Annotated in this window: 19 protein-coding genes; 10 read left to right on the plus strand and 9 right to left on the minus strand. The window is 66.9% G+C overall.

Annotated features, from left to right (window positions below):
• Positions 1-213: 213 nt before the first annotated feature.
• From LGT36_RS00870 to LGT36_RS00880, 3 genes are read right to left on the minus strand one after another with little or no spacing between them, the layout of a single operon-like run.
• A complete protein-coding gene (locus tag LGT36_RS00870) occupies positions 214-420 on the minus strand; it encodes a hypothetical protein (RefSeq protein WP_226096967.1) in 207 nt (68 codons plus the stop codon).
• A 9-nt stretch (positions 421-429) separates the two neighbouring features.
• Positions 430-1,830: an aminopeptidase P family protein gene (locus tag LGT36_RS00875; RefSeq protein WP_226096966.1), complete on the minus strand. Its 1,401-nt coding sequence runs from the start codon at positions 1,828-1,830 to the stop codon at positions 430-432.
• A gap of 4 nt (positions 1,831-1,834) precedes the next feature.
• The gene (locus LGT36_RS00880) at positions 1,835-2,440 is read right to left on the minus strand and encodes a GNAT family N-acetyltransferase (RefSeq protein ID WP_226096965.1); all 606 of its coding nucleotides are present in this window, start codon (positions 2,438-2,440) and stop codon (positions 1,835-1,837) included.
• Here LGT36_RS00880 and LGT36_RS00885 point away from each other — a divergent pair.
• Entirely contained in the window at positions 2,433-3,257 is an 825-nt protein-coding gene (locus tag LGT36_RS00885) for a PHP domain-containing protein (RefSeq protein ID WP_226096964.1), read from the plus strand. The genes LGT36_RS00880 and LGT36_RS00885 overlap by 8 nt on opposite strands.
• 29 nt (positions 3,258-3,286) lie before the next feature.
• On the opposite strand, the gene LGT36_RS00890 is transcribed toward LGT36_RS00885, so the two are convergent.
• Entirely contained in the window at positions 3,287-4,897 is a 1,611-nt protein-coding gene (locus LGT36_RS00890; RefSeq protein WP_226096963.1) for a DEAD/DEAH box helicase, read from the minus strand.
• A gap of 185 nt (positions 4,898-5,082) precedes the next feature.
• Here LGT36_RS00890 and LGT36_RS00895 point away from each other — a divergent pair, with 185 nt between their 5' ends.
• Positions 5,083-5,586, plus strand: a complete 504-nt coding sequence (locus LGT36_RS00895) for a gluconokinase (RefSeq protein WP_226096962.1) — start codon at positions 5,083-5,085, stop codon at positions 5,584-5,586.
• A 15-nt stretch (positions 5,587-5,601) separates the two neighbouring features.
• On the opposite strand, the gene LGT36_RS00900 is transcribed toward LGT36_RS00895, so the two are convergent.
• Entirely contained in the window at positions 5,602-5,820 is a 219-nt protein-coding gene (locus LGT36_RS00900; protein WP_226096961.1) for a DUF3107 domain-containing protein, read from the minus strand.
• A 49-nt stretch (positions 5,821-5,869) separates the two neighbouring features.
• Between LGT36_RS00900 and LGT36_RS00905 the strand changes: the two genes are divergently transcribed.
• From LGT36_RS00905 to LGT36_RS00920, 4 genes are all read left to right on the plus strand, one after another.
• Positions 5,870-6,856, plus strand: a complete 987-nt coding sequence (locus LGT36_RS00905) for a DUF3152 domain-containing protein (RefSeq protein ID WP_226096960.1) — start codon at positions 5,870-5,872, stop codon at positions 6,854-6,856.
• 72 nt (positions 6,857-6,928) lie between these two features.
• Positions 6,929-10,138, plus strand: a complete 3,210-nt coding sequence (locus LGT36_RS00910) for a UrvD/REP family ATP-dependent DNA helicase (protein ID WP_226096959.1) — start codon at positions 6,929-6,931, stop codon at positions 10,136-10,138.
• Positions 10,138-13,398, plus strand: a complete 3,261-nt coding sequence (locus LGT36_RS00915) for an ATP-dependent DNA helicase (protein ID WP_226264507.1) — start codon at positions 10,138-10,140, stop codon at positions 13,396-13,398. Before LGT36_RS00910 ends, LGT36_RS00915 begins: the two co-directional genes overlap by 1 nt.
• A gap of 114 nt (positions 13,399-13,512) precedes the next feature.
• Entirely contained in the window at positions 13,513-15,084 is a 1,572-nt protein-coding gene (locus LGT36_RS00920; RefSeq protein ID WP_226095267.1) for a diguanylate cyclase, read from the plus strand.
• On the opposite strand, the gene LGT36_RS00925 is transcribed toward LGT36_RS00920, so the two are convergent.
• Complete coding sequence (locus LGT36_RS00925; protein WP_226095268.1) at positions 15,063-16,007, minus strand: phosphotransferase; 945 nt, start codon at positions 16,005-16,007, stop codon at positions 15,063-15,065. The two genes, LGT36_RS00920 and LGT36_RS00925, sit on opposite strands and share 22 nt — an antisense overlap.
• A gap of 139 nt (positions 16,008-16,146) precedes the next feature.
• On the opposite strand from LGT36_RS00925, the gene nudC reads away from it, so the two are divergent.
• Positions 16,147-17,067, plus strand: a complete 921-nt coding sequence (gene nudC / locus LGT36_RS00930; RefSeq protein ID WP_226095269.1) for an NAD(+) diphosphatase — start codon at positions 16,147-16,149, stop codon at positions 17,065-17,067.
• A 57-nt stretch (positions 17,068-17,124) separates the two neighbouring features.
• On the plus strand, positions 17,125-19,116 hold the full coding sequence (locus LGT36_RS00935; protein WP_226095270.1) for an ATP-dependent helicase: 1,992 nt from the start codon (positions 17,125-17,127) through the stop codon (positions 19,114-19,116).
• 26 nt (positions 19,117-19,142) lie between these two features.
• Here the strand turns inward: LGT36_RS00935 and LGT36_RS00940 are convergent, their stop codons facing one another.
• The 3 genes from LGT36_RS00940 to LGT36_RS00950 all read right to left on the minus strand — a co-directional run bounded on the left by LGT36_RS00940 (position 19,143) and on the right by LGT36_RS00950 (position 21,906).
• Positions 19,143-20,132 (minus strand): hypothetical protein, encoded by a 990-nt coding sequence (locus LGT36_RS00940; protein WP_226264505.1) that lies wholly within the window; start codon positions 20,130-20,132, stop codon positions 19,143-19,145.
• Positions 20,133-20,272: 140 nt separating this feature from the next.
• A complete protein-coding gene (locus LGT36_RS00945; RefSeq protein ID WP_226094589.1) occupies positions 20,273-20,431 on the minus strand; it encodes a DUF5679 domain-containing protein in 159 nt (52 codons plus the stop codon).
• Positions 20,432-20,529: 98 nt separating this feature from the next.
• Positions 20,530-21,906 (minus strand): zinc-dependent metalloprotease, encoded by a 1,377-nt coding sequence (locus LGT36_RS00950; protein ID WP_226264506.1) that lies wholly within the window; start codon positions 21,904-21,906, stop codon positions 20,530-20,532.
• Positions 21,907-22,000: 94 nt separating this feature from the next.
• On the opposite strand from LGT36_RS00950, the gene LGT36_RS00955 reads away from it, so the two are divergent.
• Both LGT36_RS00955 and LGT36_RS00960 read left to right on the plus strand, forming a co-directional pair.
• Positions 22,001-23,107, plus strand: a complete 1,107-nt coding sequence (locus LGT36_RS00955; protein WP_226096791.1) for a PDZ domain-containing protein — start codon at positions 22,001-22,003, stop codon at positions 23,105-23,107.
• Between the two features lie 78 nt (positions 23,108-23,185).
• Positions 23,186-26,125, plus strand: a complete 2,940-nt coding sequence (locus tag LGT36_RS00960) for a UPF0182 family protein (protein WP_226096811.1) — start codon at positions 23,186-23,188, stop codon at positions 26,123-26,125.
• The last annotated feature ends 48 nt before the right edge of the window (positions 26,126-26,173 follow it).

The following is a 26,173-nucleotide window of genomic DNA, read 5'->3' on the forward strand; positions in this document are numbered from 1 at the left end:
GCCAAGCCGCGGTCAGAACTTGCCGCTGGAGGTCCCTCAACGCAGATGGCTAGAGCTCTCACGCCCCACCGCGCCGGGGCTACGCCGACACTCCGAACCGATACCGGCGGCGACACACCGCGCTCCGTGCACGTCGTGACCGATCCGCGGCGTGTCGTCGGCGAGATTGGTTCGCACTGTCGGCGAGTGCGGGCGCGCGTCGATGGCCGGACGCTAGGGCGCCGGGTAGCTGATCGGGAGGATCAGACCCAGCAGCGGCGCGTACGACGTCGTGCACTGGTTATCGCCCGTCACAGACGACGCCGCATCCGCGCAGCTTCCTTGCTGCCCCAAAGGTGCGAACAGCACGCCAACGATCAGCGCCGCCCACCCCCAACGCCACACGCGACGCCGACGCTCGGACCAGTCCCGCATCGCCATCCAGCCACGCTACAACGAGCCCTGCAGCCGCGCCATCCAGGCTTCGACGGCGTCGGGATCGCGGGGGAGTGCCGCCGACAGGTTCTCGCAGCCGTCCTCGGTGACCAGCACGTCGTCTTCGATCCGGATACCAATGCCGCGCAGCTCTGCCGGGGCGATCAAATCGTCGGCCTTGAAGTACAGGCCTGGCTCGATCGTGAAGACCATGCCCGGCTCCAGCACGCCCTCCATGTAGAGCTCGCGCTTGGCAGCCGCGCAGTCGTGGACGTCGAGCCCCAAGTGGTGGGACGTTGGGTGCACCATCCAGCGGCGGTACAGCTTCGCCTCCGGGTCCTTCGCGTCCGGCACGATACCCCATTCGGTCAGGCGCTTTTCGATGACCTCCATGGCGGCCATGTGGACGTCAAGGAACCTCGCGCCAGGGCGCGCGACCGCGAAACCAGCGTCGGCCGCCTCCAGCACCACCTCGTAAACCTTGCGCTGGACGGGGGTGAACTGGCCTTCGACGGGCAGCGTGCGCGTGATGTCGGCCGTGTAGAGGCTCTCGACCTCGACGCCGGCGTCCAGCAAGAGGAGGTCCCCGCGGCGCACCTGACCGTCGTTGCTGATCCAGTGCAGCGTGGTCGCGTGGGCGCCAGAAGCGGCGATCGTCTCGTAGCCGACGGCGTTGCCCTCCTCGCGTGCGTGGCCATCAAACGCGGCCTCGACCACACGCTCTCCGCGCTTGTGCTCGATCGCCCGAGGCAACTGGCTCACCGCGCGGGCGAAACCATCGATCGTGGCGTCGACAGCATCGCGCAACTGCTGGATCTCGTAGGCGTCCTTCACAAAGCGCATCTCGCTGAGCGCCCTGTGGATGGCCTTGCTCGGCTGCGTGCTGAGGCGGAGGCCCTTCGGCAGGTCGGCGAGGGGCGCCGTCGCGATCCCCGTCATCGCCTCGAACTCGGCTAGGCCAGGGCGTCGGCCGATCCAGAACTCACCCGAACGGGGGTCGGCATAGAAACCCTCGTCGTCGTGCCCGGCAGGCGGGATCAGGTAGAGCGTCGCGTCGTGCCCTGGCTGCGGGACTTCGGAAGTGCCGCGCGGTTCCATCACCAAGACGGCACTCGGCTCGTTGTCCGCTCCAAGACCGGTCAAGTATGCGAAGTCGCTACTGGGGCGGAAGCGGTAGTCGGTGTCGTTGGCCCGCACCTTGAGTTCGCCTGCGGGGACGACGATGCGCTTGCCTGGGAACATCGCGCTGAGGCGCTCGCGGCGCACCGCAGCGAAGGGTGCGGCAGCGGAGCGAGTGGTGCGTGCATCGTCTGGCTCCGCCCAGCCGGTCGCGAGGAAGTCCTTGAACTCCTGTGAGGTGGGCCTCGTCGCACGGGCCTTGTTCGTGTCTTCAGTCTGCTTGTCGCCGTCGTTCACCCGGCTATGTTCCCACGCCGAGGTCGAGGGCCCAGACGTTGACGGTGAGCGTTGCCGCGCGAAAATCGAGCGATTCGACAGCGCGCCAGGTGAATCCAGCCGCCGCGCACAGTCGATTGGACGGCACATTGTTAACCGAGGGGAACGCGGTCAGGCGCGGCAATCTCCCTCGGGCGCGCACGTCCTCCACGAGCAACCGCAGAGCTTGCCGTGCATAACCCTTGCCTTGGTGCTCCTGACGGGTGAACCATCCGGTCTCGTGGACGGGTTCATCCGCCCACGTAGTGTCCCACCAGCCGATGCTTCCCACTGGTTCGCCGCCCGCGACGACGACGAACATGCGCGCCTCGCCTGAAGCCACGATCCGCAAGTACTTCTCGTGGCGGGCGCGAACCTTCGACTCGGTCTCGGGTCCTCCCTGATGAGTCGTCATCTCCGGCGTGTTCGCGGCGTGGAGCAGCCACATGTCGTCGGCTGACCACAGCCGGAGCTCGACCTCTGTTGCTGCATCCACTGCTCCATGATGCCGCGCACCGACGCTCCCTGCCCTCCGGGCGGCGGCCGCGGCGGGACCCTGGACGCGAGCCACGTAGGCTGGCAACGTGCGCATCGACCTCCATACTCACTCCCATGTGTCGGATGGCACCGAGTCTCCATCCGAGGTCATGAGGGCGGCACAAGAGGCTGGACTCGACGTCGTCGCGCTCACCGATCACGATTCGATGGCCGGTCTCGAAGAGGCCGCAGACATGGCGGGGGCGCTCGGCCTCAACTTTGTCCCTGGCATCGAGGTGTCTTGCACCCACCACGGCGTCTCGATTCACCTGCTCGCGTACTGGCCAGACCCTTCGCACCGCGACATCATCGCGATGCTCGAACGCACCCGCATCGCGCGCATTGCAAGGGCTCAAGACATGGTTCGGCTGATTGCCGCCGTCTACCCGCTCACCTGGGACGACGTGGTCGAGCACGCCGGTAGCGCCGACACGGTGGGTAGGCCGCACATCGCCGACGCTTTGGTCGCCAGGGGTGCGTTTGCCACCAGGGACGACGCCTTCGCCGAGGTTCTTGCCGGCAATTCGGCCTTCTACGTGCCCCACTATGCGCCCGACGTTCTCGACGCCATCCGCACGTTGCGCGGCACGGGAGCAGTGCCGGTGTTCGCTCATCCGGGTGCGGACGGCAGGGGGCAAGTGGTGCCCACGACCGTCATCGAGCAGATGACCCGGGCCGGCCTAGCGGGCCTCGAGGTGGAGCACAGGGACCACTCGGAGGTGCAGCGCGGTCGCCTCGCGCGCATCGCCCAGCGGCTGGACCTCGTGCATACCGGCGCGTCCGACTACCACGGCACCGGCAAACTCAACCGGCTAGGTGAGAACGTCACCTCACAGGCGGCCTACGAGGCGCTGCAAACCTTGAGGGGTTAGCAACCCGGTGCGCTAGAGCGCGCCGCGCCCTACTCCGCTGCTGGAGCGGAAGACGATCCCTGGCTGCCGCCAGAGCGACGACGCTTGCGGTTGCGATTGCGCTTGGGTGCGCCTTCGCGTGCAGGAGAGTCTGCCGCTGCGCTTGCGCCTGCGCCTTCGCGTGGTACGCGTGCTTCGCCTGCTGGAGCCTCTCGTCGACCGCGGCCCTCACCTGAACCGCGAGGTCCGTCGCCGCCGCGTCGTCCCTGACCGCGTCCGCCGCCAGCACCGCGACCCCCACGGTCTCCACCGCGTCCGCCGCCAGCACCGCGACCCCCACGGTCGTCTCCGTGGGCGCCGCCTGGGCCTCCGCGCTTGCCCGTCTCGCCAAGGTCCTCGACCTTCTCGGCATCGAGGCCCTCGCGCACGCGTGAGGCGCTGGGCAGCGTGCCCTTGACTCCCGTCGGGATGCTGAGCTCTTCGTACAAGTGTGGGGAGTTCGAGTAGGTCTCTTCCGGCTCCGGGTATCCCAAGTCGAGCGAGCGGTCGATCATGCCCCAGCGAGGCAGGTCGTCCCAGTCGACAAAAGTGACGGCCACGCCGGTCTTGCCTGCGCGACCCGTGCGGCCGATGCGGTGGACGTAGGTCTTCTCGTCTTCTGGGCACTGGTAGTTGATGACGTGGGTGACGTCCTCGACGTCGATGCCGCGCGCGGCGACATCGGTAGCCACCAACACGTCGATCTTTCCTGACCTGAAGGCTCGCAGCGCCTGCTCGCGGGCCCCTTGGCCGAGGTCGCCGTGAATGGCGCCCGCCGCGAAGCCGCGCTCGCGGAGCTCATCGCTTACCTTGGCGCACGTGCGCTTGGTGCGCGCGAACACGATCGTGAGGCCGCGGTCCTTCGCCTGGAGAATGCGCGCGAGCACCTCGATCTTGTCGAGAGCGTGGGCGCGGTACACGAACTGGGCGGTGGCCTTGACGGTCGCACCGGTGTCGTCTGGCTCTGACGCACGGATGTGGGTTGGTTGCGTCATGTAGCGGCGAGCCAAGGCAACAACGGGCCCAGGCATCGTCGCCGAGAACAGCATGGTGTGGCGGCCGGCAGGCGTCGACGCCAGCAGCTTCTCCACGTCGCCAAGGAAGCCAAGGTCGAGCATTTCGTCGGCCTCGTCGAGCACCACAGTGCGCACGAACCTCAAGTCAAGATGACCTTGGTTCATCAGATCGATCAGGCGACCGGGGGTGCCGACCACGACCTCGACGCCCTTGCGGAGCGCGTCGATCTGCGGTTCGTATGCGCGGCCGCCGTAGATCTGCAGGATCCGGGTTGAACGCTTCTTGGAGGCCATCTCAAGGTCGCCGCCCACCTGGACCGCGAGTTCGCGCGTCGGAGCGAGGACGAGTGCCTGCGGCTTTCCGGTGGCGTCGCCCATCTCGTCGAATCCCGGCTCGCCAGGGGACACCGCGCGGTGCAACAGCGGGATGCCGAAGCCGAGCGTCTTGCCCGTGCCAGTCTTCGCCTGGCCGATGATGTCGTGGCCAGACAGAGCCACTGGCAATGTCATCGACTGAATGGGGAAAGGAGTGGTGATCTTGTGGTCGGCGAGTGCCTCAACGATGAGGGGGTTCACGCCAAAATCGGCAAAAGTCTCGGTAGTCATGTGGTCCTTCAAATGCGGGGCGACGATGAGTCGCTGGCGGGTAGCCGATCGCGCATTATCCGTAAGAATGCGGCGTCACGCCGCGCATCACATGCGACCGGTCAACCATGTGGTCGGGCCCAGTCTAGCGGCTGCGGTCGCGCGCGCCCCCAGGCGAGCGGGCCGCGCGCGTCTAGGCTGGCCTCATGCGAGTGGTGGTGATGGGCGTCACGGGTTGCGGAAAGTCGTCGGTGGGCAGCGCGCTTGCGACCGCGTTGGGCTATCCCTTTGCCGATGCTGACGACTTTCACTCGCCAGCGAACGTGGCCTTGATGAAGCAGGGCATACCGCTGAGTGACGACGATAGGTGGCCCTGGCTTGACGCCGTCGGCGCTTGGATGGCACCGCGCGAAGACGTCGTCGTCGCGTGCTCGGCCCTGCGCCGCGCCTACCGTGATCGGCTTCGCAGCGCTGGCGGTCCGATGCTGTTCCTGCACCTTGCCGCACCCCGGTCGGTGATCGAGGAGCGGGTGCAGTTGCGGTCCGAGCGGGAGGGGCACTTTGCGGGAGTGGAACTCGTCGCCACGCAGTACGCCGTCTTGGAGCCACTCGGTTTTGACGAGGCTGGCGGATCGATTGACGTGTCCCACCTGAGCATTGCCCAGATCGTGTCAGAGGCCGCCGACATGGTCGCCCTCCAGGACGACTAGGCCTAGGCGGCGGCGCTAACCGCCGAAACCGACGCGGCGCTTTTCCTCTTCGCCGATGTCGATGTAGCCGAGTGAACCGGCTGGCACGATGACGCGTCGGCCCTTGGCATCAGTGATGTCAAAAGTCCCGCCCTTGAGGGCGTCGGACACCAAGACGGCGACCTCGTCAGACGTCTTGTCCGTCTCCACCATCAACTCGCGGCTGACGTTCTGAATGCCGATGCGGATCTCCAACGTGACCTCCGTGAACGCGATGTGCCCCTGTGGGAACTATCGTAGGGGGGTGATTTCGCGGTTGACGTCGGTGTTCGCGGGCAGGGGAATCTCTTTGCCCGGTCTAGCGGTGACCGCCGGGGTCGTTCTCGGTGCCTTCGCTCTCGGCCTGGCCGCAGGCTGGATCACCGACGGCCTGCCGCAGCGTCTGCGTGCGGAGGACACCCCGACGGCGTCTCCCAGCCCCACCCCCGACGCTGGTCCCACCATCGAACCATCGCTGCCACCGCTCGAACCGATCACCCGTCAGCTTGATGATGCTGATCGGGAAGCAGGCGTCGTCACGACGTCCTACGTGGTGCAAGGCGAGGGGACCTTCACTGTGGTGCCTGGCACGGATACGCCCGACGCGGATGGCGGCGACGTCCGGTGGGTCTCAGTCGCGGTCGAGGACGGCGTCTCAGCCGACGACGAGGCCTTCCGCGACTACGTGCTCGACGTGCTGAACGACAACCGTGCGTGGGGTACCGACGGCAGCCTCCAGTTTGTCGCGACCGATGGCGTCGCTGACTACCGGGTGCTCCTTGCGAGTCCGTACACGACAGCCGCTGTGTGCCCAGACCCCCACATTGCGGTGACGGTTGGGCCCGTCACCAATGCGAGCCCCACTCCCTCACCAGATGCAGAGGCGGATGTCGCGCCTGGCGCCTCTGGCGAGGCGGTGAACGGCGTGGATGGCCCCACGCCGGATGCCGAGACCGATCGCTTGTGTGCCGAAGACGGCGTGATTGTCCTATCGATGTATGACTGGACGGCGGGCCTGCCCGCCTACGGCGACGACTTCACCGGAGCGAGGAACTACCTGCTCTTGCACCGGCTCGGTCACCTCATGGGTCGTGAGGACACCGCGTGCGCTACCGGGCGCGCCACGACGATGGACCTTCAGCGAGACGACTTCCCGGAGGGCTGCGAGGTGAACCCGTGGCCGTATCCCGATGCGCCAGCCACGTTGCCAACACCCTCGCCGAGCCCCACGGCGGCAAAGGTCAGCCCTTAGCGTCGTGCAGACGGTTCTGCCAGGCATGGCGGGTTCGCGGCTGATGTCTGGTGTTCGTGGTGGGATAGGCCCATGACCGCGCTGACTTTGGTGCCTCCTCGCTCGCGTGCAGCGGAGCCGAAGGCATCGCGGTCGCAGCGCGCGGCGCTCGACCTGCTCGGCAACAGTGCAGGGCACCTGGTGGTGACAGGGGGCGCGGGAACAGGGAAGACAACACTCGCGGTGATGGCGGCCGCACAGCAAGTGTCGCGAGGAATGGACGTCGACAGATTGTTGGTCCTCGCGCCGACGCGCACGGCCGCAGCGCGCATGCGGGACAGAGTGTCGTTGGCGATCGGCGTCCCCACGTCTACCCCTGTCGCACGAACGGTTGCATCGGCTGCCTTCGCCGTCCTGTCGGCCGAGGCGCACCTACTCGATGACCCGCCCCCCAGCCTCGTGTCAGGCGCCGAGCAAGACGTGGTGTTGCGCGAGTTGCTCGAGGGGCACGTCACGGGTAGGGCGAAGCCGCTCGCGTGGGGAGGGGCGCTGCCCGACGAGGCGACCTTGCTGCCAGGCTTCCGCGAGGAGCTCCGCAATCTGTTGATGAGGGCCGCAGAGGCAGACCTTTCTGCCGCTGACCTTGCGGAGCTCGGGCGGCAGCATGGTCGTGAGGAGTGGGTCGCCGCAGCGGAGTTGTACGCGGAGTACGAAGGCGTGATGGCGCTGCGAAGCTCACCAGCAGACCAAGGGGGGCGCTACGACCCCGCGACGATCGTGGCGCGAGCGGCCGACGCGCTCGCGGCATGGCCAGAGGACGCGTCTGTCCCCTCGTGGGGGCTCGTCATCGTGGACGACTATCAGGACGTCACGGCGGCCGGCGCCGCATTGCTGGGGCAGTTCGCGGCACAGGGCGCGCGACTGATGGTTCTCGGCAACGCCGACGAATCGGTCCAGGGCTATCGGGGCGCGCTCCCGCAGGGACTTGACGAGGCGGTCACGAGGTGGGGCGCCGCCCACCTGGAACTCGACCAAGACATGAGGCAGTCTGGAGCGCTCGCGGCCGTCAGTGCGGCGGTGGCGGGACGCATCGGGGTCAAAGGCCTGGGAAGTGCCAGGCGATCCTCGCGTCCGGTGGCCGAGCCCTCGTCGGCCGTTGGTGTGACTGGCGCGCTGGAAGGGGAGCCAGGCACTCTGCGGGGCACTGACGCACCCGCAAGCGGCCCAGGCGCCGCTGAGCGGGGCACTGACGCATCAGTGGTGGTCCTCACGGCGCCCCATGCGTATGCGCAATCGCGGGCCATCGCCGCCGAGTTGCGCCGTGCGCGCCACGGTCTCGATGGCGAGCCGATCGCATGGGGGCGGATGGCCGTCGTGGCCCGCTCCGCGGCACTACTGCGCCAGATCAGGTCCGACCTCTTGGCCGCCGACATCCCTTGCGCCTCGGGAGGTGAGGGCACCGCACTGCACAAGGAGAGCGCCGTCGCCCCCTTGATCAGCATCCTTCGTGTAGCACTGGGCGAGCAGTGGACAGAAGACGACGCGATCGAGGTGCTCACATCCCGACTCGTCGGTCTCGACCCGGTTGGCATCCGTCGCTTGCGCCGCCAACTGGTCAAGGAGGAACGTGTCGCAGGCGGGAGCAGAACCTCAGGGGATCTGTTGGTTGACGCCATGGCGGACCCTGCACGGTGGGCCTCGGTGGCAGGCCAAGAGGCTACGGCCGCTTCCAAGGCAGCGCTGGCCGTCGCGGCGGCGCGTCAGAGGGCGGGGGAGAAAGGCGCGACACCCGGTGCGGTGATCTGGGCGGCGTGGAAGGCGCTCGATGTGGCCGACGCGTGGCGCACGGCGGCACTCGCAGGCTCACTGCGTGACGACGCCGACCTCGACGCCGTCATTGCGTTGTTGCGCGCCGCCCAAACCTTCTCCGAGCGGCTCCCAGAGGCGCGCACCACATCCTTTATCGACTACCTCGAGGGTCAGGATTTCGCGGCCGACACGCTCGGCGCGCGGGCGCTCTCTCGAGACGTGGTGGCTTTCGCGACGCCCGCGTCCGCGGCCGGCGAGGAATGGGATCTTGTGGTGGTGGCAGGCGTCGAGGAGGGGGTCTGGCCCAATCTGAAGTTGCGCGACTCCGTACTCGGAGCCCAACATTTGGCCGATCTCACGGCAGGGATCGCGGCGTCAACACCCGGGCAAGCGGCCGCACGGGCGGCAAGGGCCGCAGTGCTTGACGACGAGATGAGGGGCTTCCTCGTCGCGGTGTCGCGGGCACGCTCGCGACTCGTGGTGACCGCGGTTGATGATGGCGAGTCGCGGCCGTCGCGGTTGGTGTCGCTCGTGGAGTCGAGCGCTGGGGTGAAACGGGGCGATGCCGCGCTGACCCGCACCGTGTCGGACTTGCGCTCGGCTGTCGCTGCCGTCCGCGCAGGTGCGAGCGCTGCCGCGGACCCTTCCCCGCACGTCCGCATGTTGGCCCTCCTGGCGGAGGCTGGCGTCCAGGGCGCTGATCCCGCTCAATGGCATGGCGCGGCCGAAGTCTCGACCGAGGAGGGATTCTGGGATGAGGAGGCGGCCGTCAGGGTGTCGCCCTCGAAAGTCGAGTGGGTCGAGAAGTGCGCGCTGAGATGGGCGCTCGAGTCGACGGGAGGCACCCGCGAGTCGACAGACGCTCAAGAGGTTGGCACGCTCATTCACGCGCTGGCTGAGGCCCATCCCCACGGTGGCCGAGACGCGATTCTGGCCGACTTCGAGGAACGCTGGGCCGGGGCTTTCGGAATGACTACGTGGCCCGAGCGCGTCGCCTACGAGCGGGCGCGCGAGAAGGTCACTCGATTGGCCGCCTACCTCGACTCCAGGTCCGACAGAGAGGTTCTCACGGAGCACGCCTTCACCCTCGAGGTCGGACGCGCCGTGCTAGCCGGTTCCGCCGACCGCGTCGAACTGCGGGAGGAGGCGGCGTATGTGGTCGACCTGAAGACCGGCCAACAGATCCCGAGCGTGGCCGACGCCGCACAAAACGGGCAGTTGGCGATGTATCAGCTGGCGGTGGTGGAAGGGGCAGTGCCGGGAGTGACGACGTCCGCCGGCGCGGAACTTGCGTACGTATCCTCCGGCAAGGCAGGAGCGGTGAGGAGCCAAGACCCCATCGATCCTGAGGCGGCGCGCGAACGGCTCGCCGGCGTCGTGTCGACGATGGCAAGCCGCGCCTTCCTCGCCACCGTCAACGAGTCTTGCGGCTCCTGTCCCGTGCGGAGAGCATGTCCCGCTCACGCCGAGGGAGCTCAGGTGAGCGAATCGTGATGGACGCACGTGGGGCTCTGCACGAGGGCTTGATCGAGGGCCTCGGACGCGGCGTGGCCGAACTCGCCGGAGCCGTCGACCCTGATCGCACCGTCACCGCGGAGCAAGCGGCGATTGTCGAGGCGGGCCTCGGCCCCGCCTTGGTGGTTGCTGGAGCAGGCTCCGGCAAGACCGAAACGCTTTCGCTACGCATCTTGTACCTGCTTGACAACGCGAAGCGCCTCTTCGGCAGAGACATCGGGCCCGACGAGATCCTGTGTCTCACGTTCACGCGCAAGGCCGCAGCGGAAATTGCCGAGCGCGCGACCCGCCGCATCGGCACCGTCTTTGGCCCGGATCCCGCTCGGCCAGCGGTGAGCGTGTCGACGTATAACGGCTACGCCGCAGCCTTGGCGCAGGAGCACGGCCTCAGGGTGGCCGTCGACCCCGGCGCAACGGTGCTGACAGGAGCGGCGCTGTGGCAACTCGCGCAGTCGGTGGTCGAATCGTGGGATCGATCGGTTGACACCGACGCTGCGGTGAGCACGGTGACGGCCGCGATTCCGCGGCTCGCGTCGCAGGCTCGCGACCATGGGCTGAGTCCTGAGCGGCTCCGCGAGTGGTGTGCGAAGGCGCTGGACTTTATGGAGGCCTTGCCGAAGAGGGCCACGGAGGGCACGCCAGGCACCTTCACTCAAGATCTCGCGCGGCACGTCGGAAAGGTGCGCTCCCTGGCCGCGCTCGCCGACCTTGTCGACGAATACGACGCGCGCAAGCGCGAGGGATCCTTTCTCGACTTCTCTGACCAGGTCGATGTCGCGGTGCGGCTCGCACAACTGGCTCCCGTTCAAGAACTCGAACGCTCCCGCTACGTCGCGGTCTTGCTCGACGAGTTCCAAGACACGTCACCGCCTCAGCTTGACCTTTTTGCGCGCATGTTCGGCCCCACGCACCCCGTGATGGCGGTGGGCGACCCGAACCAAGCGATCTACGGCTTCCGTGGCGCATCGGCTGACGCCTTGAGGCAATTCATCGAACGCTTCGGAGGAAGCGCCGTGGCGCGGCACACGCTCTCAGTCAGTTGGCGCAACGAGGCGACGATTCTGCAGGCGGCCAACGCGGCCGTGGCCCCGCTCGCCGCCGGACCCGTCGCAGGGGTGCCGCTGCGATCGCGGGCCGAGGAGTTGGGACGTGAGGAGTCGCCACGGGCCGCCCCAGGCGTCATCGCGACGCGCCACGTCACGGCCGACGACGAGGCGCGCGCTGTCGTGGGATTCATCCGCGCCAGACGTGAAGAGTTGGGACACAGCGCGGCGACGCCCATCACGGCGGCGGTGCTGTGCCGCAGGCGCGCTCAGTACGACGCCATCACCGACGCCTGTGCGGCGGCGGGACTCGACTATGAGGTGGTCGGTCTCGGCGGCCTGCTCGATGTTCCCGACGTCGCTGACCTCTTGGCTTTGCTTCACGTGGCCCACGACCCGTCGAGAGGCGACTCCCTCATGCGGTTGCTCGCTGGCGAGCGCGTGGCCCTCGGCCCACGCGACCTCGCTGCCCTGCACGACCACGCCGAGCACCTCGCTGGCCCTCGCGCTGAGCGTGAGGGAAGCGCCAGCATCGTCGATGCCCTGGCGTCGCTTCCGCCAGCCGACTGGGTATCTGAACGCGGACGTTCCCTCACCTCGGTTGGTCTTGCGAGGCTGCGCGCCCTTGCACACGTGATCGACGCGATCAGGAGACACACCTACTTGCCGTTGGCCGAACTGGTGGCTTTTGCCGAGCGCTCGTGGGGCCTCGACATCGAGACTGGGGTCGCGAGCCACGCCACCCGTGCAAGGCGTTCAGTTGACGCCTTCATTGACGCCGCACGCACGTTCCAAGCGGGCGCCGAACGGGCGACTCTTGGAGCCTTTCTTGCGTGGCTCGAGGCTGCGCGGGCGGAAGAGAACGGCCTGGACGCCCCTGTGCGCGAGCCTGATCCCGCCGCCGTGCAGATCCTCACCGTTCACGGCGCGAAGGGCCTTGAGTGGGACGTGGTCGCGGTACCAGGGCTCAACGATGGCCAGTTCCCTTCGGTCGGCGTGCCGTCGGCGAGCAACCCTGACTACACCGACAGTGGCTGGCTCGACGGAGTCGGCAACGTCCCGTTCGAGTTGCGCCTTGACAGGGACCAGTTGCCTCAGTGGCGCTTCCACTCCGCCCGCGACCATCAAGAGTTAGCCGAGTCCCTCGCCGACTTCAAGCGTGAGGCCGGTCAGTACAGGCTTGAGGAGGAGCGACGGCTGTTCTACGTGGCGCTCACGAGGGCCCGATCCCATGTGTTGCTGAGCGGGTCCTGGTACTCAGGCGGTAAGCGGCCACGCGACCCATCTGGCTACGTGATGGAGCTGCTCAAGGACGCTCGCGCGGACGCAGGCCAGTGGGAGGATCTGCCCGCCGACGACGAGGCGCCGGATCCCGTGGAGCGCCCGCCAGCCCTGTGGCCGCGGCCTGTGACGCGCCGGCAGGCCGCTTTGCGGGAGTTGGCGGCTGCGGTGAGGAGCTCGATGGCGCCGCTTGGCGAGAGCGGCCCTCCCTCCACAGCGCCGATGGCGGCAATCGGCGATCAAGGCTTGCCGTTGTCGCGCGAGATTTCGGCGATGCTGGCCGAGCGGGCCGACAGAGGACGGGGAAGCGATCAGATCGAGCTTCCATGGCACGTGTCGACATCTGCGCTCGTGGCGATGAGTCGCGATCGCGCCGCCTTCGCAGCTCAACTGCGCAGGCCCATACCCGTCGAGCCGACACGGGCAGCGCAGCAGGGCTCCGCGCTTCACGCGTGGATCGAAGCGCGCTATGGTCACGTACCGCTGTGGGAGGACGAAGACTCAGACGACGCCGCGGCCGCGGAACTCGACGCCTTGAAGGAGACCTTCCTCGCGTCGGAGTGGGCCTCACGCACACCTACCCACGTCGAGGCCGACGTGGAACTGCCCGTTGGCAACGTGACGGTGCGCTCGCGCATCGATGCGGTATTCGCGCCAGGGGCAGGGCTTGATCGGGTGACCGTGGTCGATTGGAAGTCAGGACGGCCGCCTCGAGACGACTCTGAGCGCTCTGCGAGGGAGGTCCAGCTTGCCATGTACCGGCTGGCGTGGTCCGCGCGCACCGGTATCCCCGTCGAACAGATCGACGCGGCCTTCTACTACGTCGCTGCCGACCTCACGGTGCGGCCAGAACACCTGTGGGGGCGCAAGGAGATCGAGGAACTGCTCGCCGGGTCGGCACGCAACAGCTCTTGAGGGGGCGGGCAAGCCAGGACCTTTTCCAGGCACTCTGATGTCCCTACACTTGTTTGACGGCGGCATCACCCCGCCGTCGGCCAAGGCGGCTAGCGCGACTCTCGAGAGGCAGTGATGACGCTCCTCCTGTCTGTCGCGTACCTGGCGTCAATGGCGGTCGCCGCCGGCGTCGGTGTGTACGTGTTGCGCGGCAGCAGGCTCACGCTTTCTGGACTGGCGGTTGGCACCGTACTGGTGGCCACCATCATCTGGTCCGTCATTGCGTTTGTGGGCACCCACGAGGAATTCACCGCCGGCAGCGATGCGCCTGTCAGGGCGCTGTTCTGGAGCGCGGTGCTCGTGGCGGGGATTCGGAGCCTCGCAAGGGTACTTGAGGAGCCATCCTGGTCGCCGCGGCCTGCTGACATCGTCAATCTCATCGCGCACCCCTGGGCTCTGGGCCTGATCGCGGCCTTCCCTGTCTTTCATCAATTCGTGGTGGTTGCCGACGACGACGGAACCCTGTCGTACACCTATGGGTTTTGGATTCATTCAGGCGTTGGTCTCCTGTTGTCTCTGGGGCCGCTCGCAGCGTTGATCAGTGCGCGCAGCAGGATTTCTCAGGTCGCGCGGAACACGCGGTTGCTGATGGTCGCCGCGTGGTTGCTGCCGGCCGCCGGCTACGTGTTCTCTGCGCTCGTGTGGGGGCCGAGCGGACCGAACCTGGCGCCGGCCCTCATGGTGCTTCCGGTCATCATGATCGGCTCCGCCGTGGTCAGGGACGGCCTCATCGACAAGGTCCCGCTCGCACGTGGTGAGATCTTCGAAAGCCTCGCAGGCGCCGTCTTTGTGACGGACAACTGGGGGCGAGTGATCGACGTCAACGCCGCCGCGCGAGCCTTTGTCAAGGAGGTGGACGGCGCGGAGGACGTTGTCGGTTCACCTCTCGACGAGACCTGCCCGCGTACGGCGCAGATCCTCGATCAGGCAGGCGAAGTCGACGTGCAGGGGCTTGGCCAAGCGCGAGTAGTCAACTTGGTCAAGACCGCTGTGAGCGACGGCAGGGGAACCACGGTCGGTCGGTGCGTGATTGTCCGAGACGTGACCGAGTCGGTGCTGCAGCGGCGCGAACTTGAGAGGACGCGCGATGCGCTGTCGCGGCAAGTCGAGGTGAGCGAGAAGTTGCGCGTCGAACTGAGTGATCAGGTGATTCGAGACTCCGCCACAGGGCTCTACAACAGGCGTTTCCTCGCAGAGGCACTGCCGGTGATCGTGGCGGCCTGCCTGGACAAGGAGGCTCCACTCAGCGTCGCGGTGATCGACATTGACGACTTCAAGGCTGTTAACGACTCCTGGGGACACGCGGTCGGAGACAGAGTCATCGAGGCCGTGGCGGAAGCGCTCGCCGCGAATGCTCCTGGGGCGCGTGCCGTGAGGTACGGGGGCGATGAGTTCCTCGTGCTCTTGCCGGAACTGGCGGCAGCCGAGGCGTTGGCGGCCGCAGAGAGCCTGCGGCTCGCGTGCTCCGCCGTGGTGGTAGATACGCGCGACGGACCCGTGCAGGTGACCGTCAGCGCGGGAGTGGCGACGCTCAGAGCAGAAGAGATTGACGCTCAAGAACTCCTTGAGGTAGCCGACCTCGCCCTTTATCGTGCCAAGAATGCGGGCCGGAACAGGACGTGGAGTCAGGCGGACGGCGCGGCTTGACTGTCGTCGAAGAGCAGCGCCTCGAGGTCCGCAAGCATCCCGCGGCCGTCGGCGATGACGTTGTCATTGTCCGTCCGTACCCCGTACATGAGCCACCGGAGGAGAGCCAACTCTGAGGCAAGCCTGGCGCGATCGGTGAGATGAGGGTCGCGTGTCTCACGGCGCGTCACGACATACGCCTCCATGATCGACTCGTACACGTCTTCCGGCGCCGCCGCGGCGAGCCACGCGAGGTCGTCGGCCGGATCGGCCACCCGGGCATCCATCCAGTCGACGATGCCTGCGACGGCGCCCTCCCTCACCAGGATCTGCTGCTCGCCAAGGTCGCCGTGCGTCACGGTCGGTTCGAACCGCCACCACGCCACGTTCTCCATCTGCCGCTCCCACCGGTCCGCGAGCCGGGGAGGCACGAGGCCGGTCTGGACGCCGGCGTCGAGCTCAGCCAGGCGGCGCAGGCGGTACTCGTCGGCGCTGTAGGTGGGCAGACCCTGATCCTCCACGAGCGTGGGTGGAAGTTCATGGATTTGGGCGATGGCGCGACCGACCGATGCGGCGAGCCCAGGGCCCGGCTCAATGGCGGCCAAGTCGAGCGGCGCGCCCCTCACTTCGGTGTAGACGACGGCGCGGCCGCCTTCCTCGCCCGCCATCGTGGCGGCGCCCTTGGGGCGGGGTACATCAAACTCGATCAATCCGGCGTCGTGCGCGCGAGCGAGGGCCTGGAGCAGCCCCATCTCTGCCTCGAGCGCCGCACCAGCCGCCGCTCGCCGCGGTGCGCGCACTACCCAGCGTTTGCCGGTCGCGTCCTTGATGATCACGACGTCAAAGTCTGCGTCAGAGTGTGGGCTGCGCAGCACGTCGTACACGTCAAGGCCAGGAACGGCCACCGAAGCGAGGGCCGCGAGCGCGAGAGGTGAGCGAGGCACGGAGTAACCGTACGGCGAAAACGGTGATCCGCGCGCGTTCCACGCCGCTTGCCAGGTGACACGGCTCGCGATCGCGGTCAGTGGCGGCCGCATCAACGAGGTGCCGACGCCTTCCGGCGGCTGCCGGTAGCGTGGGGCTGTGACTACGTGGGCGCTTGGCGAGCCATTGCTCGTGGACCGCGCGGCCGAACGCCGCGAGCGGGTGGATCTCGACACGCTCGACGCGGTGGTGGTGCGGGACAGCTCCGTACTCGCCATGGACGGGCGATTGACGATTCTCGAGCCTTCCGAGCAGCCGCAGGCCCTGCTACGCGTCTACCTCGGCGTCGACGCAGGGCGGGAGCTCGCGGCCCTCGTCCCGGCGGAGTCGTCCTTTGGAACCGAGACGGACGGCATCGGTGGGGAGGCGATGACGCCCCTGCGCGAGCTGCTGGGTCAGCTCGCGGCGCGTGGAGCGGAAGGGCACCGCGATCGCGAACTCGCCGCGACAGCAGTCGCTGTGACCACGTGGCACGCCAATCATCCGCGTTGCGCAGTGTGCGGTGAAGAGACTAAGCCCATCAAGGGTGGCTGGGTGCGCTATTGCGAGCGTGACCAGAAAGAGCACTATCCGCGGACGGATCCGGCGGTCATTGTCGCCATCACCGATTCAGAGGATCGACTGCTTCTTGCACACGCTTCGTACTGGTCGCCTCGCAGGTTCTCCCACCTCGCGGGCTATGTGGAGCCGGGGGAGAGCCTCGAGCAGGCGGTTCACCGCGAGGTGTTCGAGGAGTCGCAGTTGGTGCTTCAGGACCTGAGGTACGTGGGATCCCAATCGTGGCCCTTCCCGACATCGATCATGGTCGGGTTCACGGCCACCGCGACGTCCGCCGACTTCGTGCTTGACCAGGACGAGATCAGTGAGGCGATGTTCGTTGCCAGGGAGGAGTTGCCAGGACTTGTCAGGGACGGGACGATCATCCTCGCGCCGCACGGCTCGATCGCTCGCCGCATGCTCGAAGACTGGTACGGCGGACCGCTCGCTGATGCCCAGCGCGCTGCCAAGGCCGACATCTAGCCCCGTCGCCTGGGGATAGCGACGTCCGCGTCCGTCCCGCCTGACACAATGGCGCCAATGTCCGCCGACCAGATTCTCGAAGCACTCGATCCCGAGCAACGCGAAGTCGCCACCGCCCTCCACGGTCCCGTGTGCGTCCTTGCGGGCGCTGGCACGGGCAAGACCCGCGCCATCACTCATCGCATGGCTTATGGGGTGCGTGTGGGGGCCTTCAACCCCCAATCAGTGTTGGCCGTGACGTTCACGGCTCGAGCGGCGGGAGAGATGCGGCAGCGGCTTCGTTCCCTCGGAGCCGACGGCATCCAGGCGCGCACTTTTCACGCGGCGGCCTTGAGACAACTGAGCTACTTCTGGCCGCAAGTGGTCGGCGGACAATTGCCACAGTTGGTGGACCAGAAGGCGCCGCTGGTGGGGCGGGCTGCGCGTGCCGCTGGGCTCAGTCCTGACCGGCTGACGGTGCGCGATCTCGCCTCAGAGATTGAATGGGCCAAGGTCTCGCTCGTGGCGGCAGAGGATTACGCAGCGGTGATCAAGGCCAAGCGGAGGCCAGCGCCAGCCGGCATCGACGCCATGCAGGTCGCCGATGTGATGCGCTCCTACGAAGAGGCGAAGACGGATGCGGTGGTGCTCGACTTCGAGGACATCCTGTTACTGCTCGCCGACATCATCGGTCGCCATGCCGAAGTGGGCGATCAGATCAGGCGCCAATACCGACACTTTGTTGTCGACGAGTATCAAGACGTCTCGCCTTTGCAGCAATACGTTCTCGACCAATGGCTCGGAGGTCGGCGGGAGTTGTGCGTGGTGGGTGACCCCGCCCAGACCATCTACTCGTTTGCGGGGGCATCTCCCGAGCACCTGCTCGGCTTCACTGGTCGCTACGAAGACGCCGCCGTCGTCAGGCTCGTCCGCGACTACCGCTCCACTCCGCAAGTGGTCAACCTCGCCAATGGGCTCATGGCGCATCGGGGCAATTCGACGGCAGGACTTGAACTCGTATCGCAGCGACCGTCGGGCCCTGGGGTCGGCTTTCACGCGTATGCCGACGACGTCGCCGAGGCCGCCGCGGTGGCCGACAGGATCGAGGCGCTCGTGTCGTCAGGAGTGGCGGCCAGGGAGATCGCCGTCCTCTATCGCACGAACAGTCAGTCGGAAGAGATCGAAGATGCGCTGGCTCACAGGGGGATCGGATATTTAGTGCGGGGAGGCCAGCGATTCTTCGCCCGCGAGGAAGTGCGCAAGGCGCTCGTGCTGTTGCGTGGCGCGGCCGTCGCCGCATCGGATGACCCGCTCGGCGCGCAAGTGCGCGAAGCCATCACTGACGCTGGCTGGTCCGAGCAGCCGCCGGCCGCGCGGGGCGCCGTGCGGGAACGCTGGGACGCGCTCCAAGCGCTCGTCGAACTCGCCGACAACTTCGATGTCGACGCGGTAGCAGGCACCGGCGAGCCAGCCACTTTGCGGGACTTCGTGGAGCACTTGGCCGATCGTGCCTCCGCTCAGCATGCACCTTCCGTTGACGGCGTGACGTTGACCACGATCCACGCCGCGAAGGGACTCGAATGGGATGCCGTGTTCTTGGTGGGGATGTCCGAGGGGCTCTTGCCGATCTCGATGGCTGAGACCGATGAGGCGATCGAGGAGGAACGGCGGCTCTTGTACGTGGGGATCACCCGAGCAAGGGAGCACCTGCACGTGAGTTTTGCGCGTTCGCGCAAGGAGGGCGGGCGGGCTACCCGCAAGCGCACCCGCTTCTTGGAGAAGTGGTGGCCGGATGCGGGTGCGAGTGCGCAGCGGCGGGTCCCTCGCGCTGCCGCACACGATCTCGATGCCGATGAGGCGAAGCTGTTTGAGGCGCTCAAGGCCTGGCGCTTGGAGCTTGCGCAGGCCACGTCCAAGCCCGCGTTTACCGTGCTGGTCGACTCCTCACTCGTTGCCATCGCGAGAAACCGGCCTCAGACGCTGGGCGAACTCGCGAAGGTGCACGGCGTTGGTGCCTCCAAGCTCGAGCGCTACGGCGCCGACATCTTGAGACTCGTCGCGGCCCACTGACGGCCCGGCACACGGAGCGTTCGGCGTCACGACGCGCCGTGCATCCTGGCCCTCCTGGCAGCCAACTCGTCGCCGACGGGGCCCGTTGCACCGCAACCACAATCGGGCTGGGCGGGGGCAGGCGTGGGCACGGGTGGCCGACCGCTGTCGATCGTCCACACTGTGTTCAGCCACTCAGCGGCTGGCGCCGCTTCGCCACCAGCAAGCAACGAGGGTCCGAGCGCGTCGGCTCCGGCGTCGGGGTCGCGTGTCGAACGCCACCACTCCAGTGCGGCCACGGAGAGCGCGACGATCTGCGCCGTTGCGTCCGCTGCGCACTGGGGGCGCGTGCGACGTGCGGTGAGTTGGAGCGCGAGTTCCGGCCACAGGGGATCAGCGGCCGAACGCGCGAGCCCTACGCACGTCCCGCACGCGCCCTTGCCTGGGATGACGAGGGGGCCGATCCTCGCGCCGTGTTCGTCGGTCGTGACATAGAGGTGCGGGATGTCCCCTGCCATGAGCGGCACGGCGGCTTCGATGAGAGGGGCGCCATGCGCCACGATCACCGCGACGTCGAAGTGCGACGGCCCGGAATGCACGTCGGAATGGGGCAGCAGGCGCCTGATCGTGTCCGCTGCGGCTGCCTGCCTGGTGGCGGCAAGCGAACCAGGATCATAGGTTCCCCGCGGCGTCTCGACCGCCCTGCCAACGTCGTTCACCGTGACGGACCAGCCCGCTCGCGCAAGGTTCAGGCCGATGCCGCAGCCGATCGGGCCGCCATCGTTGAGAGTCGCCCTGGGAGGCTCCTTCGCTCCGTGCGCGGAGTGCTGATCGAGCAAACCTGCCGCCGCGAGTCGCTCGATAAGTGGGGCGCATCGCGCGCGTTCGAGCGGGGTGGTCGCCGCCGCACTGTCGAGTCGTTCGAGGAACCTGCGTTCATGGACAGTGGGGTCGATCACCACGAGCGGGTCTCGTGATCCCACCTGGATCGAGTGTTCTCCCCGAGTAAGCACGTGTGCGCCCGGGATCAGTCTCATGGTGCGAGGGTCTCACCGTGGCCCACCAAAGCGGGCGCTATCCACAGGCTTGACGACGTGGCACTCCGAGAACCGTGGCCGGGTACGACGAAGGCCGGGCGTCCGCGAGGACACCCGGCCTTGACGTCAGTTGGCGCGAGCTACGCCTTGCCGAGGATGCGGTTCAGCTTGGTTCCGCACTCGGGGCAGGTGGCCTTGGCCATGCGGCGCCCGTTCTCGGAAACGACCACGTCGCCCTCGGTGGTGCGCTTGGCCTTGCACTTCACGCAGTAGAACTCGCCCTGGTACTTGTCGGCCATGAGCCTTCTCCTTCTTGCTGGTGTGCGGCGTGTGCCGCTGGCCCCCAGTCGGGGGCTCCGGTTGCGTCAAGCGTAGACGCGGTAGCCGACAATACCCGCTAAGCACCGCTCGCCGTGTCGGATTTCCCTTCGTCGCCCTCGTCTGGGCCCTCCCAGGTCCCGCTCAGCAGCGCCTCGATCTCCTTGTCGAAGTCGTCCGAGCGCTCCTCGCTCGTCGCCTGTTCAACCCATGCCCGCCAGTCGGCGAGAGCCTCTGCCTCTGGAAGCAAGTCAGGGTGGCGCCACAACGCGTCGCGCGCCGACGTCCCCAGTCGGTTCGTCAGCGCCGACCACATGTCGGCCGCGTCGCGCAAGCGTCGCGGCCGCAGCGTCAGGCCGAGCAAGGCGGAGAAGGTGTCTTCCGCTGGTCCGCCAGCCGCGCGCCTGCGCCGCATCATTTCCCTTAACTGCCCCAACGCTGGCAAGTGCGGTGCGGCGGCGCGCGCCGTGACTTCGTCAACCCACCCTTCGATGAGTGCCAGCCAGGTCTCAATCGACTCGAGCGTCGTCGCCTGCTCTGCGGTCGGAGTGGGAGCGAAGATTCCCGTGGTGAGCGCCTTCTGCAAGGCGGCAGGATCGCCCATGCCAGCCTCGCGCACGGCATTGTCGAGCGCGTCGATGTCGACGGTCACTCCGCGCGCATAGCGTTCAATAGCGGCGTGAAGCTGCCCTGGCAACCAGGGTGCCGACGCGAAGAGACGCACGTGCGCCGCCTCCCTCAAGGCGAGGAAGAGCCTCACATCGGCGAGCTCGATGTCGAGGCCCTCGGCGAATTGCTCGACCTGTTGAGGGACGAGCGCCACCCGCGGCTCAGCGAGGAGCGGAATCCCAAGGTCGGTGGCACCAAAGGCCTCGCGGGCCATCGCGCCCGCCGCTTGGCCCATGTGCATTCCGCACACTGTCGGGCTCACCGACCCGAGGAGGCCTTGGGCCTGAGGTCCGTCGAGTATTCCAGAGTCATCGCGCAACACTCCGCCGAGCGCAAGAGAGACAGAAGAAGCGACGGGCCCCGCGAGGAATCGCCAGGTGGGCAACGTCGCCTCGACCCACTCGGCGCGGCTCCACACCGCTGGCTGCGCTCGCGAAGGATCGAAATCGGTCGCGGCGTCCAGCCACAACTCGGCCTGGCTCACGGTCGAGCGGTACTCCCGCGCTTGAGCCGCTGTCACCACAGGGTCGCCGCCTTGAGCCGCCACGCCGCGTGCCACGTCATGCGCGAGAGTCCAATTGACGTCTTCGCCTTGCGACTGGCTCATGAGCGCGCGGATCTGCCCCAGCATGTGGTCCATCATTCCCGGGGCATTGGCCATGCCAGAGGCTTGAGCGAGGGCAGAAGGATCCATGCCCATCTGACGCATCTGGTCGAGAGCCTCTTCGGCGTCGTCCCCAAAGAGCTCCCTGAGCAGCTTCATCCACTGCTCTTCTGCGTCCGCCATCTCGTCTCCTCGCATCGGCGCCCCCGCTGTTCACCACGGTAACGAACGGGAAGGCCGATTGGGGCATCCGTTCGCTATGGGCAATGATGGTCTTGTGGTTGAGCCGACAAATGACGTATACCTCTCGCTGTCAGAACAGCCCCCGTCGCGGCGCGCGAACGTCATGGCGGCGACAGGTCTGACCGCGTCGCTGCTGATTGCCGTCCTGACGGTGGTCCCCGCTCAGTACGCGATCGAGGGCCCCGGCCCCACTTTTGACACCCTTGCCACGGTCGACGACGTGCCTCTCGTGCAGATCGTGGGCGCTGAGACGTACGACGCCACGGGCCAGTTGCGCTTGACCACGGTCTCCGTGTCGAACGCGAGCAATCAACGCTTCACGATGGGCGCCGTCATCCAGGCCTACTTCTCGTCTCAGAAGTCGGTCCAGCCGGTCGAGGCAGTGCTGGGAACGCCAGAGGATCAAGAGCAGCAAGACGAGCGCAGCGCCCAGCAGTGGATCACGTCCCAGGAGTCGGCGACCGTCTCGGCGCTATCGGCGCTAGGGAACGAGGTTCCGGCCACGATCACCGTCGTGGAGGTTCTCGAAGAGTCGAACGCGAACGGTGCGCTGGAAGTAGGCGACCAGTTGATCGCTGGAGGCGACGAAGAGTTCGTGACCTACACAGACCTCTCCGACTACATCGAAGACCGTGAGCCTGGCGATCCTGTGACCATCACCGTGCTGCGCGACGGTCAGGAACAGACCGAGACGTTCGAACTGATCGAGGTGGATGGGCAGCCGCGCCTGGGGATCACCGTCGATCCTCAGTTCTCGCCGTCGATCGACGTGACTGTCGCGATCGACAGGGTGGGTGGCCCGAGTGCAGGCCTGATGTTCGCGCTCGCGATCATGGACCAACTCACCGAAGTCGATGAGCTCGACGGGGCACGAGTCGCGGGCACAGGCGTGATCGATGTGGACGGCCAGGTGTACCCGATCGGCGGCATTACCCACAAGATGTACGGTGCCCGCGCGGCCGGAGCCGACTACTTCTTGGCTCCGGTGGAAAATTGCCAGGAGGTCGTGGGGCACATTCCGGCGGGTCTTGACGTTTACGCCGTAGACACCCTGGACGACGCCTATGCCGCGATCGTGGCGATCGGCCAGGATGACACTTCGACGCTGCAGCAGTGCAGCACTGACAACACCAACGAATGAGGATCTCCCGTGAGTTTTGACGAGGACCGCCCCACCCCGCGCAACCGGCCAGTTGCTGTTCCCAGGCGTCGCTCGCCGATGGCGATCGCCATCGGCGCGATGGCGGTGCTCGCCGTGCTGACGGTCGCGCTCGCCAATGTCTGGACAGAGGCGGCCTGGTACGACCAGGTGGGCTACTTCGGCGTGTGGCGCACCCAGTGGATCGCGCGCATTGTGCTCTTCGCGGGCGCGGCGATCGTTGCGGGGGCCGCGGTGTGGGGCTCCTTGCGGTGGGCCAAGTCGGTGCGGCCGGCGCTGACGGCGGCACGCAACACGCCGCTTGATCAGTACCGGGAGCAGATCCGCCCGATCGAGCGCGTCGTGACCCTGGTGTTGCCACTGTTGGTGGGGCTCATCGCCGGTGGCGCCGTCGCCTCCAGGTGGGACCAGGTGCTGGCATTCCTGAACCGGTCGTCGTTCGGCTACGACGACCCCCAGTTCGGCCTCGACGCGTCGTTCTACGTGTTCACGCTTCCTGTGTTGCGACTCGTCGTCGGCTTTGTGCTCGCGATCGTGATCGTGTGCACCATCCTCGCGGCGTTCGTGCACCTGCTGTACGGCGGCATTTCCGGCGGCGGGCGCATGTTCGTCGCGAGCAAGGGAGCCCGCACCCAGTTGGGCATCCTCGGCTTCATCGTCATGCTCGCCATCGCCGCCAACTACGTGCTTGACCGCTTCTCCTTGGTGCTGAACCAGGGCGAACGTTTCTCCGGCGCGAGCTACACGGACGTCAACGCCATCTTGCCCGCAAGGTCGATCCTTGCCGGTATCGCGGTGCTGGTGGCGGTGATGTTCCTGCTGGTGATCTGGCGAGGCGACTGGCGTATCCCCGCCACCGGCGTCGGCCTCATGGCCCTGTCTGCCATTGTCATCGGCGGCGTGTACCCCGCGATCGTGCAGAACTTCCAGGTGGACCCGAACGCGCAGGAGTACGAGGCGCCCTATATCCAGCGCGATATCGATGCGACGCTCTACGCGTATGGCCTCGACGACGTGGACGTCACGCAATACGAGGCGCAGACAGAGGCCGATGCCGATGCGTTGCGCGCCGACGCCGACACGACCGCCCAGATCCGCCTGCTCGACCCCAACGTGGTGGCCCCCACGTTCCAGCAACTGCAGCAGAACAAGCAGTACTACTCGTTCCCCGAGACGCTCACTGTCGATCGCTACCGCGTGGGCGACGAGATTCGCGACACCGTCATCGCGGTCCGCCAACTCAACCTCGATGGCTTGAGTCAAGAGAACCGCTCGTGGGTCAACGACACCACGGTGTTCACGCACGGATTCGGCGTGGTGGCCGCTTATGGCAACAAGGTCACCACCGACGGCCGCCCGCAGTTCTACCAGTCGGGTATCCCCTCCGTTGGCGAGCTCGGCACCTATGAGCCGCGCATCTACTTTGGTACTTCCGTTCCCACGTACTCGATCGTGGGCGCTCCAGAGGGCAGCGATCCATGGGAGCTTGACTTCCCTGACGACGACGCTGGGGGCCAGGTCAACAACACGTACGACGGCGATGGCGGGCCAAGCATCGGCAATACCTTCGCCAAGTTGATGTACGCCCTCAAGTTTGGTGAGCAGCAGATTCTGTTCTCCGACCGCGTGACCGAGGAGTCGCAGATTCTGTACTACCGCGACCCGATCGAGCGCGTCGCACGCGTTGCTCCCTACCTTGACCTCGACAGCACCACCTATCCCGCTGTGGTGGATGGGCGGGTCGTGTGGATCGTGGATGGTTACACGTCAACCAACGACTTCCCGTACGCGGCGAGCATCTCGTCGACCGACGTCTTTGCGGGCACGGACCCCCTCAATCCCGCGGTGCTGAACTACGTGCGCAACTCCGTCAAGGCGACGGTTGATGCGTACGACGGCACCGTCACCTTGTATGCCTGGGACCCTGAAGACCCGCTCTTGAAGACGTGGCAAAAGGTGTTCCCGTCCACGCTCGTGCCGTACTCGGAGATGAGTGCCGACCTCATGAGCCACATGCGCTATCCCGAGGACCTGTTCTCGATCCAGCGCTACCAGCTCACCCGGTATCACGTGTCGGATGCGGCGGAGTTCTACTCCGGACAGGACTTCTGGGCGAACCCTGCCGACCCCACGGCGGAGACGCGATTGCAGCCTCCCTACTACCTCACCCTGCAAATGCCAGGGCAGGACGATCCCGCGTTCTCCTTGACGTCGACGTTCATCCCTGGAGGTAACTCCGATCGTCAGGTGCTGACCGGCTTCGTTGCCGTCAACTCCGAGACGGGTGATCAGCCAGGTGTGAAACACCCGGACTACGGACAATTCCGCCTGCTGGAGTTGCCGCGCGACGCGACGGTTTCCGGTCCTGGCCAAGTCCAGAACCAGTTCCGCTCGGACCCAGAGGCACAGAACGTCCTGAACCTGCTGCGCCAGGGTGAGACTGACGTGATCAACGGCAACCTGCTGACGTTGCCGGTGGGTGGCGGACTCCTGTACGTGCAGCCGGTGTACGTGCGTTCGTCTCAGGGAACCCAGTTCCCCCTGTTGCAGAAGGTGTTCGTGTCCTTCGGCGATGAGGTGGGCTTCGCTGACACGCTCTCGGGCGCGCTTGACCAGGTCTTCGGCTCCGGCGCCACCGACGACATCCCCGACCCGACGGATCCGGTCGATGGTCAGGACCCTGACGAGCCGGCAGAGCCTGACGAGCCCACCGAGCCAGCGGAGCCAGTGGACCCCGACGCGAGCGCCGCGAGGGCCGACTTGCGCACCGCGCTCGCCGATGCTCAGCAGGCACTTCTTGACGGTCAGGATGCCCTCACGGAAGGCGACTTTGCCGCCTACGGCGAGGCTCAAGCGGCGCTGGCAGAGGCTCTTGGTCGTGCGGCCCAGGCGGAGGCGGCCCTCGACGCGGCAACCGAGGCCGACGCTGGGGTACCGGCGGACGGCGAGTCGGACGCTTCGGCGAGCCCGTCTCCGTCGGCCTCTGACGAGACCAACTAGTACGCAGACACGACAGCGGGCCACGGGTTCACCCGTGGCCCGCTGTCG

The sequence above is a fragment of the Demequina sp. TMPB413 genome, assembly GCF_020447105.2.
In the GTDB taxonomy this organism is placed as follows: domain Bacteria; phylum Actinomycetota; class Actinomycetes; order Actinomycetales; family Demequinaceae; genus Demequina.

Excerpts from the sequence above, each read along its gene's own strand:
- LGT36_RS00870 (WP_226096967.1), bottom strand. The coding sequence starts at position 420 with ATGGCGATGCGGGACTGGTCCGAGCGTCGGCGTCGCGTGTGGCGTTGG.
- LGT36_RS00880 (WP_226096965.1), bottom strand. The coding sequence starts at position 2,440 with ATGCGCACGTTGCCAGCCTACGTGGCTCGCGTCCAGGGTCCCGCCGCG.
- LGT36_RS00890 (WP_226096963.1), bottom strand. The coding sequence starts at position 4,897 with ATGACTACCGAGACTTTTGCCGATTTTGGCGTGAACCCCCTCATCGTT.
- LGT36_RS00895 (WP_226096962.1), top strand. The coding sequence starts at position 5,083 with ATGCGAGTGGTGGTGATGGGCGTCACGGGTTGCGGAAAGTCGTCGGTG.
- LGT36_RS00910 (WP_226096959.1), top strand. The coding sequence starts at position 6,929 with ATGACCGCGCTGACTTTGGTGCCTCCTCGCTCGCGTGCAGCGGAGCCG.
- LGT36_RS00915 (WP_226264507.1), top strand. The coding sequence starts at position 10,138 with ATGGACGCACGTGGGGCTCTGCACGAGGGCTTGATCGAGGGCCTCGGA.
- LGT36_RS00920 (WP_226095267.1), top strand. The coding sequence starts at position 13,513 with ATGACGCTCCTCCTGTCTGTCGCGTACCTGGCGTCAATGGCGGTCGCC.
- LGT36_RS00935 (WP_226095270.1), top strand. The coding sequence starts at position 17,125 with ATGTCCGCCGACCAGATTCTCGAAGCACTCGATCCCGAGCAACGCGAA.
- LGT36_RS00940 (WP_226264505.1), bottom strand. The coding sequence starts at position 20,132 with ATGAGACTGATCCCGGGCGCACACGTGCTTACTCGGGGAGAACACTCG.
- LGT36_RS00945 (WP_226094589.1), bottom strand. The coding sequence starts at position 20,431 with ATGGCCGACAAGTACCAGGGCGAGTTCTACTGCGTGAAGTGCAAGGCC.
- LGT36_RS00950 (WP_226264506.1), bottom strand. The coding sequence starts at position 21,906 with ATGGCGGACGCAGAAGAGCAGTGGATGAAGCTGCTCAGGGAGCTCTTT.
- LGT36_RS00960 (WP_226096811.1), top strand. The coding sequence starts at position 23,186 with ATGGCGATCGCCATCGGCGCGATGGCGGTGCTCGCCGTGCTGACGGTC.